Genomic DNA, 13,595 nt, shown 5'->3' with positions numbered 1-13,595 from the left:
TGCCGTCGACCCGGCCCATCAGAAGCCCTTCAGGTCAGGGTCGAGGGTCTGGCCCTCGTCCAGCTGGACGCCGAAGCTGTTCAGCATCATCGAGACCTGGGTGTACTGGCCGGCCGAGAACACCACGTCCATCTTCTGCTTGTCGCTGAAATGGGCGTTGAGCGCCTTCCAGGTCGCGTCGGTGATGAACTGGTCGTGGTGCAGTTCGTCGGCCGCGCGGATCAGGGCCGCATCGGCGGCGCTCCAGCCTGGGGCGTCGGGGCCAGCCTTTATGCGGGCGACCTCTTCGTCGGTGAGGCCCGCCTGCTTGCCGATGGGCACATGCTGCGTCCACTCATAGCCGGAGCGGCACAGAAAGCCGATGCGCAGGATGACGATCTCCCGCTCCCGGGCCGGCAGGCCGTTGCGGCGCGACAGGATGTAGTTGCCCCAGCCCATGAAGCCCTTCATCGCCTTGGGCTCGCGCACCAGGGTGCGGAAGATGTTGAGGACCCGGCCGCGCTCGGCCATAGGCGCCAGCAGCTCGCGCTGATCGGCGTCCATGTCCTTGTCGGCGAGGGGTTCAATTCTGGGCTTGGCCAGGCGCATGGGTCGTCCTCCGGTCGTTTCCTGCGACGTACCGACATCGCACCCCTCGCCCCGGATTTCTAGGCTCCGGTGTGCTCAGGGGGCCGCGTACGCAGCATCTTCGCCCCAGTCATGGGACGGTGGCCCCACCAGGGGCAAACACCCCTGACGCCTGGACGCCAGCGTAGATCAGACCTTGGAGGGCGCCGCTTCGCCGACTGGCGTATCCGACGCTGCGGCCCGCCGAGGCGCCTTGTGGCTGATCGCCAAGCCGATAATCGTCGGGATAAGGATGCCTGGCAGGCCTTCATAGACCTGCACGTGCCAGCCCTGCATCCGCCACAGGAAGGCGATGGCGACACCGCCCAGCATCAGGGCGATGGCCGTCGGCTGGTTCAGCCGCCGGCCCAGGGACTGGACAATCATCAGCGGGCCAAAGGCGCAGGCCAGTGTCGACCACGCCAGAATGACCAGGCTGAACACGCTGCGCGATCCGCTGAGCGCGAACACCAAGGCCATGATGGTCACGCCTGCAGTGACCATTTTCATGATCCAGGGCTTCTGGATGCGGCCGTCTGCCAGATCACTGGTGATCGCCGCCGAACAGGCCAGCACCAGGGAGTCGGCGGTGGACATGGTCGCCGCGAAGATTCCGGCCAGGACCACGCCGACCAGGGCGGCAGGAAGGAGCTCCACGGCCATGGTCGGCAGGGCAAGTTCAGGGTCCAGGGCGCCGAGGTCCGGCAGATAGAGCCGCGACATCAGGCCAACGCCGGTGGCCAGCAGATAAAAGACCGTGAAGTAGCCATAGTACCAGCCCCGGGCCGCGGCCATGTCATCCGGCGTCTTGAGGGCCATGAATCGAACCATCACATGCGGCTGGCCGATGACGCTGACGCCGGCGAACATCCAGCCCACGACGAACAGCGCCATGCCGAGCAACCCAGGAAACAGCAGATCGGCCGGGAAGAGGTCGAGGAAGCCGGGGATGGCCGCCATTTCCATATAGGTATTGTCGATCCCGCCGCGTCCGGCGACCGCCACCCAGAGCAGCATGGTCATGGCGAAGATCATGACCAGCGACTGGGCCGCATCCGTCCAGATCGACGCACGGATGCCGCCGACAGCGCTATAGGCCAGGATCAGGGCCGCCGAGATCATGGCGCCGGTCTGCGGCGTCCAGCCCAGCACCCCTTGCAGAGCCTTGCCTCCAGCCGCGATCTGGGCGGCGGCATAGGCGCCGAGGAAGACCACCGCGATGACCGCAGCGATCTTGCGCCAAAGGCCGAAGTCCTGCCCCGACCAGTTGGCGACCACCGCGCCGAACGAGACCTGGCCAGACGATTCCGTCACCTCACGCAGGCGGCGGTGAATGAAGATGGAGGCTATGAAGTCGCCAAGAATCCAGCCGATCATCAGCCAAATGGCGGCCAGCCCTGTGGCATAGGTGAAACCAATCACCCCGATGAACATGTAGCCCGAATTGTTCGTCGCCACCGCCGACAGGCCCGCCATCGCGGGGTGCACGCTGCTGCTGGCGAGGTAGTAGTCCTTCTTGGAGGCCTGGGCCTTGCGCACCGATGCCAGGCCAATCCCGACGAAGGCGGCCAGGCAGAGCAGGAAGACGATCATGGTCATGGGGCAGGCCCGGAAGATTTGAAAATGGTCAGATAAAAAAAGCGAAAGGCCCGCGGCGCTGACGCCGCGGGCGAAAACAAGAAGTCAGGCTGCGCTTCGAAGCGGCCGGGCTAAGGCGTCGTCCTCTTCGACCAGGCGTCGATGGAGCGCGGTGACAGCGGCGTCGTAGCCATCTTCGGCCACGACAAACTGGATGTCCACCCGACGGGACAGCTGCTGCAGCCCCAGGATCTCGACACCGGCCTCGCCGAGCGCGAGCGTGGCCCGACTAGTCAGGTTGGGCACGTTCAGGTCGCTGCCGATGGCCGCGACGATGGCCACCTTGCGGGTGGAGACCGCGGCGTTGGGGAACAGCGTCTCCAGGTCGGCGATGACCCGTTTGACCTGCTTCGGATTGGCGTCGAGATGGTGGGTGATGGTGTTGGCGTTGGAGGCCTTGGACACGATGCGGACGTCGTGGCGTGACAGCACATCCAGAATGCCGGCGTCGTAACCCTTCACACCGACCATGTCCTGCTCCAGCAGCTCAAGGGTCGTGACCCCCTTCATGCCGGCGATGATCTCCACCCGCGGGGTCTCCGAAACGAAGTCGCCGCAGATCGAGGTGCCCTTGTCCTCGGGTTCGAAGGTGTTCTTGACGATCAGCGGGATGCCGGCGTGGCGCAGGCCCCGGGCGGCGCGGGGATGGATCGCCTCCATGCCCAGATTGGCCAGCTGGTCGGCCACGTCATAGTTGGTCCGGCCGATCTTGCGCACCGCATCCTGGCCGACCAGGTTCGGGTCGGCGCTGGAGAGATGGAACTCCTTGTGGATGATAGCTTCCACAGCGCCGGTCAGCACGCCGACCCGGCTGAACACCACCTCGCTGTAGCCCCGGCCAAACTCCCGCATCAGCCCTTCGCGGCGCTGGGCGAAGCCGGTGACGATCGGAAGCTCCCGGGCCACGTCCACGTCCTTGAAGGCGTCCTGGATGCGCTCGTCCAGGGTCAGGGGCCGCTTGTCATGCCAGGCGGTCAGATCCACGAACCGGGCGTTCACGCCGCGGCGGCGCAGCTCCAGCGTCAGATTGTGGGCGCTGTGGGCCTCGCCCAGGGAGGCGAGCATTTCCCGAGCCGCGCCCAGCTGAGTGTCCAGGCGGAAGTGACCGTGGGCGCACAGACGCTGCAGGTCGGTCAGCGCCGAGCGCGCATCCTCGATGCGGGCCAGGATGAACTCATCGGCCGGCCGGCGGTCTTCGCTATCGCCAAAACGATCGGCATTTATGGCGAGCATGTCAGCCTGCACCCGGGCCAGGGCGTCCAGCCAGGCCGACGCCTCCATGGCCGAGGCCCCGGCGAACAGCGCGTAGACCCCAGGCCTGCCGGTCTTCTTGTGCTCGAGCAGGCCATTGGTCATGCCGGCATAGGCCGAGACCACGAAGATGCGGCCGTAGAGCTCAGGCCCCTTTCGGTCGGCGATCAGAATGTTTTCCAGCACTGCATCGGTGTTGGAGATCGATGTGCCGCCGATTTTCTCGACTGTATGTCCGCTCATCAGGCCGCCCTTACCTGTTTGGCCAGGCTCCCGGAGACGGGAACCAGCCGTTGTGTATGCTTGCGCGCGCCGACAAACTCCGGACGCGGCGTCTCAGCCCCGAAGGGCGCGACGAGGCGATTGGCCTCGGCGTTGTAGACCATGAAGGCGTTGGCCCTGGGGAACGGCGTGATGTTGCCGTTCGACCCGTGCATGGTGTTGCAGTCGAAGATCACCACCGAGCCTGCCGGGCCGGTGGGCGCCACGATGCCATGCTGCTCGGCCAGCTTGGCCAGGCTGTCACGGTCGGGCACGCCGTACTCCTGCTTGCGCAGGGACTGCTTGTAGTGATCGTCCGGCGTCTCACCGACGCAGGTGACGAAGGTCTTGTGCGAGCCGGGCATCAGCATCAGCGGCCCGTTGAACTCGAAATTGTCCACCAGCTGGACCGACATGGAGATGGCCCGCATGCGCGGCATGCCATCCTCGGTGTGCCAGGTCTCGAAATCGGAGTGCCAGTAGAACTCCTTGCCGTCGAAGCCGGGCTTGTAGTTCAGCCGGGTCTGATGGAGGTACACCTCATCGCCCAGGATGTGATGGGCGATGGAGACCAACCGCTCGTCGGCGGCCAGGCGGCCGATCAGGGCGCTCTGCCGATCGATGGCGAAGATCGAGCGCACGGCGCCGGACGCCGGCTCGGCGATCACGGTTTCGGGGTCGATGGAATCCGGCAGGCCACGCAGGCGGTTCATCTCCGCCTGCAGGGCGGCGATTTCCTCAGTCTCGAAGACGTTCTGCAGCACCAGGAAGCCGTCGCGTTCGAAGGCTTCGTGCTGGGCCTGGCTCAGCGGCGACTCATAACGCCACGGGCTGTGGATGACGGGGTCCTTGCGTTCAAGCCATGTCGGCTGGTCGGCGACCCGCGAGGGGTAAAGATCGGTCATGAAAGGCTTCCTTTCGCCTCTGGTCCCACCCCGGCGGCCATCTCGGCGCCGGGGGCGGGCTCACGGTTAAAGGGGGATGGGCGCAGACCCCGACGGGACCGGCGCCGAAGCCTCAGACGGTTTCGGCTTCCAGCGGATAGGCGCCGGTGTCGTCGTGCACTTCCAGGCCGTTCAGCGGCGGATTGAAGACGCATGCCATCTTCATCTCGCTCTTGGCGCGCAGGACGTGCTTGTCGTGCTTGTCCAGGGCGTACATCACACCGGGCTTGATCGGATGAACCTCGCCCGTGGCGAGATCCTCGATCGAGCCCTCCCCGGAGACGCAGTAAACCGACTCCAGGTGGTTCTGGTAATGCATGGGCAGCTCGGCGCCCTCGTAGATGGTGGTCAGGTGGAAGGAAAAGCCCATCTTGTCGTCCTTCAGCAGGAGACGGGTGCTTTCCCAGCCCTGGGAGACCACGCGACGTCGGGTCTGGTTGGCTTCATTCAGGTCACGAACGATCATGTTTGAACTCCTTTAGGCCGCCGAACCGAGCGCTTGGCGCCCAGCCACTTCGGCCACACAGTCAGCAAGAATATCGAGGCCGGCGTCGAGGTCGGCGTCGGTGATGTTGAGGGGCGCCAGCACCTTCAGGATCTGATCGTGGGCGCCGCTGGTCTCGATGATCAGGCCCCGCTTGAAAGCTTCATCGACCACGGGATCGGAGATCTCGCCCGAGCCCACGTCCAGGCCGCACATCATGCCCCGGCCTTTCACGCCCTTGACCACGCTGCGGTTCTGGAGGGCGATCTCGCGCAGACGCTTGCGCAGGCGCTCGCCCTTCGTCTGAACTTCAGCGGCGAAGCTGTCGTCGGACCAGAAGGTGTCGATGGCCGCCTTGGCGGTGACGAAGGCGTGGCAGTTGCCGCGGAAGGTGCCGTTGTGCTCGCCCGGCTTCCACTGATCGAATTCCGGCTTCACCAGCACCAGGGCCATGGGCAGACCCATCCCCGAGAGGGACTTGGCCAGGGTGACGATGTCAGGCTTCAGACCCATGCCTTCAAAGCTGAAGAACTCGCCCGTGCGGCCGCAGCCGGCCTGAATGTCATCGACGATGAAGAGGGCGCCGTGCTTGTGGGCGATCTTCTCGATCTTACGCAGCCAGTCGGCCGAAGCGACGTTCAGACCGCCCTCGCCCTGGACCACCTCAACGATGATCGCGGCCGGCTTGTCGACGCCGCCCGACGGGTCGCTGAGCATCTGGTCGAGCTGGGCGGCCGTATCGACGCCCTCCCCGAAATAGCCGTCATAGGGCATGCGGGTCACGCCGCTGAGCGGCGTGTGCGCGCCCGTGCGGTGGTGGCTGTTGCCGGTGGCCGCCAGGGCGCCCAGGGTCACCCCATGGAAGCCGTTGGTGAAGGCGATGACATTGGTGCGTCCGGTCACCTTGCGCGCCAGCTTCAGGGCCGCCTCAACGGCGTTGGCGCCGGTGGGGCCGGTGAACTGGGCGCGGTAGTTCATGCCGCGGGGCTTGAGGATCTTGCCCTCCAGCGCCTCGAGGAACTCGGCCTTGGCGCGGGAATGCATGTCCAGGCTGTGCACCACACCGTTGCTTTCGATGTAGTCCATCAGGGCGCGCTTCATGGCCGGGTGGTTGTGGCCATAGTTCAGCACCGAGCAGCCGGTGAGAAAGTCGATATAACCGCGGCCTTCCCGGTCATACTGCCAGGAGCCCTCGGCCCGGTCGAAAACGGCGGGGAAGCTGCGCGAATAGGAGCGAACCTGGGATTCCATCCGCTCAAAGGTGGCGAAGGGGCGCGGTTCGCGGGTCTGGGTTTCGGCGTCGTACATGTTGATTTCCCTTCCTTGGGGTCGGGTCCGTGAATGGGTTTAGGCCGCTGGGCGGCTCGGAATGGTCAGCGCGTCCCGCTCGAAGGGGCCGATGGTGACCAGGTGTTCGGTGTCGTGGCCGGACGGAAAATGCCGGTCCTTGAGGAACCAGGGCGCGTCGCTGAGCGGCGCCGACAGCTTCCGGGCGATCCCCTTGAACAGGCCCCAGGAGGCCGCGTTGTCCGGGGTGATGGTGGTCTTGATCCGGGTCACGCCCTCGCACGCGGGACGCTCAAGGATGTGGCCGATCATGCGACCGGCCAGGCCCAGGCCGCGGGCCTCGGCGGCGACGGCCACCTGCCAGACGAAGAGCACATCGCGCTCTTCAGGGGGACGATAGCCGGACACCCACCCGACCAACCGCCCGTCCCGCTTCACCGCCACGCAGGTGTCGGCGAAGTGCGTGCATTGCAGGAGGTTGCAATAGACGGAGTTCTGGTCGAGCGGCGGACACGCCGCGATCAGGGCGTGAACGTCAGGACCGTCCCCGGCGCCGGGCGCCGCGAAGTCCAACCTACCCCCCGAGCGCTCGGCGACGCCCAACCCCTGGGTCATCGACTGATTGCTCTCAATTTCCATGGCTGTTATTTGGTTCGTCGATCTAACTATGTCAACCCCGACTGCCCAGCGTTTACGCACCAAATCGGCAGCGGTTCCCGGCATTCGCGGGAAAAGCGTGCATATCGTTGAGAAATCATCAGCACGTTTCGTTTATCCTTCAAATCATCCCGATCCTATGAATTCGAGACGCTTGCGTCACCGAGGCATCTGGAGGATCACCAAGGCCGCAAAGACTCAGCGAACCCTTGGGGAATCAGGATGGAAGGCCGCGTCAGCGACGCCCTGGTGGCGATCCGCCGGATCGTGCGGGCGGCGGAGTTCGCCTCCCGCGACCTCTCGCGCAGCACCGGGCTCACCCCCTCACAGTTGATCGTCCTGCAGATCGTGGCCCGGGAAGGCGAACCGGGCGCCGGCGCGATCGCCGAGGCCGCCCGGCTGAGCCAGGCCACCGTCACCGCCCTGCTGGACAAGCTGGAGGCCCGCGGCCTAGTGGTGCGCCACCGTCGCAGTGAGGACCGGCGACGGATTTCAGTGGAGCTGACGCCCGAGGGACGCCGCACCCTGGCGGAGATGCCCGACGTCCTGCAGGACCGCTTCGCCGCCCGCTTCGAAAAGCTGGCCGACTGGGAGCAGGCCTCGGTCATCGCCGGCCTGGAACGGGTGGCAGCCCTGCTGAACGCCGAAGGCATCGACGCCTCGCCGGTCCTGGACGTCGGGGCTTTGGATTAGAAGGCGGGCGCACCGCACCCCATCACGTCATTCTCGGCCTTGTGCCGAGAATCCCTTTCGCCGCCCGCGCCTCCCTTCGACAGGGATGCTCGCCACAGGGGACGAGCATGACGAGGTGTGGGCGAATGGCGGGGGATCGCGAGCCGAAGTTCACCCAGCGACTCCGCCCCTCAGCCCTTCAACCGCTCCGCATGGAAGGCCACGTGGTCGGCGATGAAGCTGGCCATGAAGAAGTAGGAGTGGTCGTAGCCGTCCTGGCGGCGCAGGGTCAATTTCTGGCCGGCGGCGGCGCAGGCGGCCTCCAGGAGTTCGGGCTTGAGCTGATCGGCCAGGAAGTTGTCGCCTAGGCCCTGGTCCACGAGGATGTCGTCGAACCGGCCCTGGGCGGCGCCGGCCTCGATCAACAGCGCCGCGTCATGGTCCGCCCAGGCGGCGCGGTCCTCGCCCAGATAGGCCGAGAAGGCCTTCTCCCCCCAGGGGCAGCGGGTGGGCGAGCAGATGGGCGCGAAGGCCGAGACGGAGCGGAAGATGTCCGGATGGCGCAGGGCCAGCGTGAGCGCGCCGTGGCCGCCCATGGAGTGGCCGGAGACGCCGACCTTCTCCCGCGCGATGGGGAACTCGGCGGCCACCGTATCCAGCAGTTCGCCGGTGACATAGGTCTCCATCTGGAAGTGCGGCGTCCAGGGCGCCTGCGTGGCGTCCACATAGAAGCCCGCCCCCTGGCCGAGATCATAGGCGGGGTCATCGGCGACGCCCTCGCCGCGCGGGCTGGTGTCGGGGGCCAGGATGGCCAGGCCGTGGGCGGCGGCCGGGCCATAGGCGCCGGCCTTGGTGGTGAAATTGTCCTCGGTGCAGGTCAGACCCGAGAGCCAGACGAGCATGGGGAACGGCCCCTCCCCCTCCGGCAGGAAGAGGGAGAAGCGCATGGGCGTGCCGGTGACGGCGCTCTGGTGGCGAAGATAGCGCAGGGTCCCGCCATGGACGCGATGCTGCTGGAGAACCTCAATACTCATCGGATGACCTCAGAAGACCACGACGCTGCGGATGCTCTCGCCCGCATGCATCAGGTCGAAGGCCTTGTTGATGTCTTCCAGCGGCATGGTGTGGGTGATCATCGGGTCGATCTCGATCTTCCCGTTCATGTACCAGTCGACGACGGTCGGCACGTCGGTGCGCCCACGGGCGCCGCCAAAGGCCGTGCCCTTCCAGACCCGCCCGGTGACCAGCTGGAACGGCCGGGTGGCGATCTCCTTGCCGGCCTCGGCCACGCCGATGATGATGCTCTCGCCCCAGCCGCGATGGCAGGCCTCGAGCGCCTGGCGCATCACCTGGACATTGCCGGTGCAGTCGAAGGTGTAGTCGGCGCCGCCGCCGGTCATCTCCACCAGATGGGTGACCACGTCCCCGGAAATCTCCTTGGGATTGACGAAGTGGGTCATGCCGAACCGCCGGCCCCATTCCTCCCGGTCGGGATTGATGTCGACGCCGATGATCATCGAGGCGCCGACCATGCGCAGGCCCTGCAGGACGTTCAGCCCGATGCCGCCCAGGCCGAACACCACGGCGTTGGCGCCGGGCTCCACCTTCGCGGTGTTGGTCACCGCGCCCACGCCGGTGGTGACGCCGCAGCCGATGTAGCAGGCCTTGTCGAAGGGGGCGTCGGACCTGATCTTGGCCAGGGCGATCTCCGGCAGGACCGTGAAGTTCGAGAAGGTCGAGCAGCCCATATAGTGGTGGACCATCTGGCCCTTGTAGGAGAACCGGCTGGTGCCGTCGGGCATGACGCCCTTGCCCTGGGTGCCGCGAATGGCCGTGCAGAGGTTGGTCTTGCGCGACAGGCAGCTTTTGCACTGGCGACATTCGGGTGTGTAGAGCGGGATCACGTGGTCGCCGGGCTTCAGGCTGGTGACGCCGGCGCCCACCTCGACCACCACGCCCGCGCCCTCGTGCCCGAGGATGGAGGGGAAGACCCCTTCGGAATCCAGGCCGTCCAGGGTGTAGGCGTCGGTGTGGCAGATGCCCGTAGCCTTGATCTCCACCAGCACTTCGCCCGCCTTGGGCCCCTCCAGATCCAGTTCAACGATCTCCAACGGCTTCTTGGCTTCGAAGGCGACGGCGGCGCGGGTCTTCATGGGGGGCTCCTTAGGCTGACCCGCCTTCGGTGGCGCCTCGCGGGCGACAGATCAAGCCGGTTAGGGAAGACATGGACCGGGCCGCGGGCCTAGACTTGCCGCCGAGCGGACGGAGAGGGATGCGGCGATGCGGCGTCAGACGACGCAACCGACCACTTGGGGCCTGATGGCGGGACTTCTCCTGCTGATCGCCGCCGTCTGGATCACCTACGCCCCAGCCGCCCGCGCCCAGGAAGGTCCTGGGCCTCTAGTCCTCGTCCTTGAGCTGGACGGCGCCGTCGGCCCCGGAACCGCCGAATATCTCAGCCAGGGCCTGGAAACCGCCCGCGAGCGATCGGCCGAGCTCGTGGTCATCACCATGGACACGCCGGGCGGCCTGGACTCCTCCACGCGCGACATCATCGCCGACATCCTGGCCTCGCCCGTACCGGTGAGCGTCTTCGTGGCCCCGGCTGGATCCCGGGCTGCCAGCGCCGGGACCTACATCCTCTATGGCAGCCATCTGGCGGCCATGACTCCTGGCGCGCACCTGGGCGCCGCCACCCCGGTGCAGATGGGCGGGAGCAGCCCCTTGAGCCCCGCCCAGCCCGAGGGCGAAGAGGGTGAAGCCGCCCCCGCCAAGGGTGGCGACGCCATGACCGCCAAGATCACCAATGACGCGGTGGCCTATATCCGCTCGCTGGCAGGCCTCCAGGGCCGCAATGCTGAATGGGCCGAGCTGGCTGTGCGCGAGGCTGCGACCCTTACCGCGCGGGAGGCCTTTGATCAGCAGGTGGTCGAGATCCTGGCGCGCGACCTGGACGACCTGCTGACCCAGGCCGACGGCCGGACAGTGCAGCTGAACGGCGACCCTCGGGTGCTCAGCACCGCCGGCGCGACCGTGGAGCGGTTGTCGCCGGACTGGCGCGCAAGGGCGCTGGCCGTGATCACCAATCCCAACATCGCCTACATCCTGCTGATGATCGGAATCTACGGCCTGATCTTCGAGTTCATGTCGCCTGGCGCGGTGGGACCGGGGGCGGTCGGGGCCGTCTGCCTGGTGGTGGGACTGTTCGCCCTCAACATGCTGCCGGTGGACTATGCAGGCGCAGCCCTGATGCTGCTGGGGGTCGGCCTGCTGGTGGCTGAGGCGGTGATGCCAGGGCTCGGCGTCTTCGGGGTCGCCGGCGCGATCAGCCTGGCCATCGGCTCCATGCTGCTGATCCGCGACATGCCGGGCTACCGTCTCTCGCCCTATGTGGTCTTCGCCACGGTGGGCGTCAGTCTCGCCTTCTTCCTGATCGCCCTTCGCTCGGCCCTGAAGGCCGCGCGGCTCCAGGTGATCACCGGCGCGCAATCGCTGAGCCACGCCCTGGGTGAGGTGCGCCACTGGGCCGGCGGTGAAGGCCTCGTCCACACCCAGGGCGAGGACTGGCAGGCCCGCTCGCCGGCCCCTCTGGTCACAGGCCAGAAGGTGCGCGTCACCGGTCGGGACGGCCTCACCCTCATCGTCGAACCCGCCCCGGAAACCGAGCCACCGGCCGCCTGACGGCCAAAGGAAGGAAAGCCCATGTTCGATATCGCCAGTTACGGCGCACTTCTGATCCTCGTCATCGTCGTCCTGCTGCAGGCCGTGAAGGTGATGCGGGAATACGAACGTGCGGTGGTCTTCACGCTTGGGCGCTTCTCCGGCGTCAAGGGACCAGGCCTGATCCTGCTGATCCCGGTCGTGCAGCAGATGGTTCGGGTCGATCTGCGCACCATCGTGCTCGACGTGCCAAGCCAGGACCTGATCAGCCGCGACAACGTCTCGGTGAAAGTCTCGGCGGTGATCTATTTCCGGGTCATCGACGCCGACCGGGCGGTGATCCAGGTGGAGAACTACATGGACGCCACCAGCCAGCTGGCCCAGACCACCCTGCGCTCGGTGCTCGGCAAACACGACCTGGACGACATGCTCGCCGAACGGGACAAGCTCAACCAGGACATCCGCTCAATCCTCGACAGCCAGACCGAGGAATGGGGCATCAAGGTCGCCAATGTGGAGATCAAGCACGTCGACATCGACGAGAGCATGATCCGCGCCATCGCCCGCCAGGCCGAGGCCGAACGGAACCGGCGCGCCCGCGTCATCAACGCCGAGGGCGAAAAGCAGGCGGCTCACGCCGTGCTGGAGGCCGCTCAGACCCTGGCCACCATCCCCGAGGCCATGCAGCTGCGTTACCTGAACACGCTGTCCGACATTGGGGCCGACAAGAACACCACCATCGTCTTCCCCATGCCCATGGAGATCGGCACGGCGCTGGCCAACATGGCCAAGCCGAAGGCCTGATCCTTAGGCTGAGGCGACCACGCCCGCGTCGTGAAGGCGGGCGATCTCTCGGGCGTCCAGGCCCAGGAGATCGCCCAGCACCTCCTCGGTGTGGGCGCCCAGGGCCGCGGCCGGCGCTGGCGGCTGGCGCTCGTCCTGCGGCAGGCTCGCCGCATAGCCCGGCGCGGGATAGGTCGCGCCGCTGGGCTGGGTGAGGTCCGAGAAGATCGGGTTGTCCTTGAACAGGCGCGGGTCGTCCATCGCCTGGGCCAGGGTCTGGTACGGCCCCCAGCAGACGCCGAGCGCATCGAACCTTGGCAAGAGGTCCGCGCTGTCGGCGCGGGCGAACCCGGCCTCGAAGATCGGCATCAGCGCATCGACATGGGCGAAGCGCACACCCTCGTCCTTGCGGAAGTCGACGCCGCGCGACGCCTCCACCGCCGCCACGGCCTCGCCCACGCCGAGCACCTCGATCAGGCCGGTCCATTGGCGGGGCGTGATGGCCACCACCATCAGCCGTTGGCCATCGCGGGTGAGGAAGTCACGGCCGAAGGCGCCGAACAGGGTGTTGCCCTGGCGAGGCCGCTCGCCCTCGCCGGCCAGGATCTCGGCGGTCATGCCCATATTGGCCAGGGCCGAGGCCGCCACATCGGACAGGGGAATGCGGATCTCGCGCCCCCGCCCGGTGCGATAGCGATCCAGCAGGGCGGCGGTCAGGTTGAAGGCCGCAAAGGCGCCGGTCAGCAGGTCCCAGGCCGGCAGGACGTGATTCACCGGCCGCGGATCGTCAGGATGGCCGGTCATCAGCGGCACGCCCACGGCGCTGTTGATCGTATAATCGACGCCCGGACCACCGTCGGCCCAGCCCATGACCCGCACGCAGATCACGTCGTCGCGGATGGCCTTCAGCCTGTCGTAGGCGAGGAAACCCTCGACCGGGAAGTTGGTGACGAACAGGCCGGCGTCCTTGCCCGGGGCGGCGGCCAGGCGCTGGGCCAGCTCCCGGCCCTGGGGGCTGGACAGGTCGATGGCCACCGACTTCTTGCCCTTGTTCAGCCCCTCCCAGTAGAGGCTCGATCCATTGGCGGCGAGCGGCCAGCGGCGGAAGTCGGGCCCCCCGCCGATATTGTCGAACCGGATCACCTGGGCGCCCAGCTGAGCCAGATAGAGCCCGCAGGTGGGGCCGGCGATGAAGGCCGAGCCCTCGACCACGGTCAGGCCCTTGAGCAGGTCGTACATGGCGGCGTCCTCCTGTCGATGCCGGCGGCGGTCAGGGTCCGGCCATAACATGCGGCCGGGTTGACGCCAGGGGCGCCCTGGCCGACCGCGCCCGGTCAGTGTCATATCCTGCG

At 66.8% G+C, this 13,595-nt stretch carries 13 protein-coding genes; 3 read left to right on the top strand and 10 right to left on the bottom strand.

All coding sequences use genetic code 11. From position 1 onward, the window contains the following. Positions 1 to 18 precede the first annotated feature (18 nt). The 7 genes from V7702_RS04925 to ectA form a co-directional block, all read right to left on the bottom strand. Positions 19 to 588, bottom strand: a complete 570-nt coding sequence (locus V7702_RS04925) for a carboxymuconolactone decarboxylase family protein (protein WP_335649025.1) — start codon at positions 586 to 588, stop codon at positions 19 to 21. Positions 589 to 756: 168 nt separating this feature from the next. Continuing rightward, positions 757 to 2,205: a sodium/proline symporter gene (locus V7702_RS04920; RefSeq protein WP_335649024.1), complete on the bottom strand. Its 1,449-nt coding sequence runs from the start codon at positions 2,203 to 2,205 to the stop codon at positions 757 to 759. Positions 2,206 to 2,289: 84 nt separating this feature from the next. Further along, positions 2,290 to 3,738, bottom strand: coding sequence for an aspartate kinase (locus V7702_RS04915; RefSeq protein WP_335649023.1), 1,449 nt, complete (start codon positions 3,736 to 3,738; stop codon positions 2,290 to 2,292). Further along, positions 3,738 to 4,661, bottom strand: coding sequence for an ectoine hydroxylase (thpD, locus tag V7702_RS04910; RefSeq protein ID WP_335649022.1), 924 nt, complete (start codon positions 4,659 to 4,661; stop codon positions 3,738 to 3,740). The genes V7702_RS04915 and thpD overlap by 1 nt, the downstream gene beginning before the upstream one ends. Positions 4,662 to 4,773: 112 nt before the next feature. After that, positions 4,774 to 5,166 (bottom strand): ectoine synthase, encoded by a 393-nt coding sequence (locus tag V7702_RS04905; RefSeq protein ID WP_335649021.1) that lies wholly within the window; start codon positions 5,164 to 5,166, stop codon positions 4,774 to 4,776. Between the two features lie 12 nt (positions 5,167 to 5,178). After that, a complete protein-coding gene (ectB, locus tag V7702_RS04900) occupies positions 5,179 to 6,492 on the bottom strand; it encodes a diaminobutyrate--2-oxoglutarate transaminase (protein WP_335649020.1) in 1,314 nt (437 codons plus the stop codon). Between the two features lie 39 nt (positions 6,493 to 6,531). Further along, a complete protein-coding gene (gene ectA, locus V7702_RS04895; RefSeq protein WP_335649019.1) occupies positions 6,532 to 7,110 on the bottom strand; it encodes a diaminobutyrate acetyltransferase in 579 nt (192 codons plus the stop codon). Positions 7,111 to 7,350: 240 nt separating this feature from the next. Here ectA and V7702_RS04890 point away from each other — a divergent pair, with 240 nt between their 5' ends. Next, a complete protein-coding gene (locus tag V7702_RS04890) occupies positions 7,351 to 7,821 on the top strand; it encodes a MarR family winged helix-turn-helix transcriptional regulator (protein WP_335649018.1) in 471 nt (156 codons plus the stop codon). Positions 7,822 to 7,991: 170 nt separating this feature from the next. Here V7702_RS04890 and fghA read toward each other — a convergent pair whose 3' ends face one another. Beyond that, entirely contained in the window at positions 7,992 to 8,834 is an 843-nt protein-coding gene (gene fghA / locus V7702_RS04885; protein WP_335649017.1) for an S-formylglutathione hydrolase, read from the bottom strand. Between the two features lie 9 nt (positions 8,835 to 8,843). Next, positions 8,844 to 9,953: an S-(hydroxymethyl)glutathione dehydrogenase/class III alcohol dehydrogenase gene (locus tag V7702_RS04880; protein ID WP_335649016.1), complete on the bottom strand. Its 1,110-nt coding sequence runs from the start codon at positions 9,951 to 9,953 to the stop codon at positions 8,844 to 8,846. 166 nt (positions 9,954 to 10,119) lie between these two features. Here V7702_RS04880 and V7702_RS04875 point away from each other — a divergent pair, with 166 nt between their 5' ends. Both V7702_RS04875 and V7702_RS04870 read left to right on the top strand, forming a co-directional pair. After that, complete coding sequence (locus V7702_RS04875) at positions 10,120 to 11,481, top strand: NfeD family protein (RefSeq protein ID WP_335649015.1); 1,362 nt, start codon at positions 10,120 to 10,122, stop codon at positions 11,479 to 11,481. Positions 11,482 to 11,502: 21 nt separating this feature from the next. Next, the gene (locus tag V7702_RS04870; RefSeq protein WP_335649014.1) at positions 11,503 to 12,264 is read left to right on the top strand and encodes a slipin family protein; all 762 of its coding nucleotides are present in this window, start codon (positions 11,503 to 11,505) and stop codon (positions 12,262 to 12,264) included. 3 nt (positions 12,265 to 12,267) lie between these two features. Here V7702_RS04870 and V7702_RS04865 read toward each other — a convergent pair whose 3' ends face one another. Next, positions 12,268 to 13,482, bottom strand: a complete 1,215-nt coding sequence (locus V7702_RS04865) for a CoA transferase (RefSeq protein ID WP_335649013.1) — start codon at positions 13,480 to 13,482, stop codon at positions 12,268 to 12,270. Positions 13,483 to 13,595 lie beyond the last annotated feature (113 nt).

Source organism: Phenylobacterium sp., assembly GCF_036963605.1.
Taxonomy (GTDB): domain Bacteria; phylum Pseudomonadota; class Alphaproteobacteria; order Caulobacterales; family Caulobacteraceae; genus Phenylobacterium.
Note: the sequence above shows the minus strand (reverse complement) of the source record. Positions and strands in the feature narration are given on the sequence as shown.

What these genes read in the sequence shown, in the direction of transcription:
- thpD (WP_335649022.1), bottom strand. Translation starts at nt 4,661, where the DNA reads ATGACCGATCTTTACCCCTCGCGGGTCGCCGACCAGCCGACATGGCTT.
- V7702_RS04905 (WP_335649021.1), bottom strand. Translation starts at nt 5,166, where the DNA reads ATGATCGTTCGTGACCTGAATGAAGCCAACCAGACCCGACGTCGCGTG.
- V7702_RS04925 (WP_335649025.1), bottom strand. Translation starts at nt 588, where the DNA reads ATGCGCCTGGCCAAGCCCAGAATTGAACCCCTCGCCGACAAGGACATG.
- V7702_RS04875 (WP_335649015.1), top strand. Translation starts at nt 10,120, where the DNA reads ATGGCGGGACTTCTCCTGCTGATCGCCGCCGTCTGGATCACCTACGCC.
- ectB (WP_335649020.1), bottom strand. Translation starts at nt 6,492, where the DNA reads ATGTACGACGCCGAAACCCAGACCCGCGAACCGCGCCCCTTCGCCACC.
- V7702_RS04890 (WP_335649018.1), top strand. Translation starts at nt 7,351, where the DNA reads ATGGAAGGCCGCGTCAGCGACGCCCTGGTGGCGATCCGCCGGATCGTG.
- V7702_RS04865 (WP_335649013.1), bottom strand. Translation starts at nt 13,482, where the DNA reads ATGTACGACCTGCTCAAGGGCCTGACCGTGGTCGAGGGCTCGGCCTTC.
- V7702_RS04870 (WP_335649014.1), top strand. Translation starts at nt 11,503, where the DNA reads ATGTTCGATATCGCCAGTTACGGCGCACTTCTGATCCTCGTCATCGTC.
- ectA (WP_335649019.1), bottom strand. Translation starts at nt 7,110, where the DNA reads ATGGAAATTGAGAGCAATCAGTCGATGACCCAGGGGTTGGGCGTCGCC.
- fghA (WP_335649017.1), bottom strand. Translation starts at nt 8,834, where the DNA reads ATGAGTATTGAGGTTCTCCAGCAGCATCGCGTCCATGGCGGGACCCTG.
- V7702_RS04920 (WP_335649024.1), bottom strand. Translation starts at nt 2,205, where the DNA reads ATGACCATGATCGTCTTCCTGCTCTGCCTGGCCGCCTTCGTCGGGATT.
- V7702_RS04880 (WP_335649016.1), bottom strand. Translation starts at nt 9,953, where the DNA reads ATGAAGACCCGCGCCGCCGTCGCCTTCGAAGCCAAGAAGCCGTTGGAG.
- V7702_RS04915 (WP_335649023.1), bottom strand. Translation starts at nt 3,738, where the DNA reads ATGAGCGGACATACAGTCGAGAAAATCGGCGGCACATCGATCTCCAAC.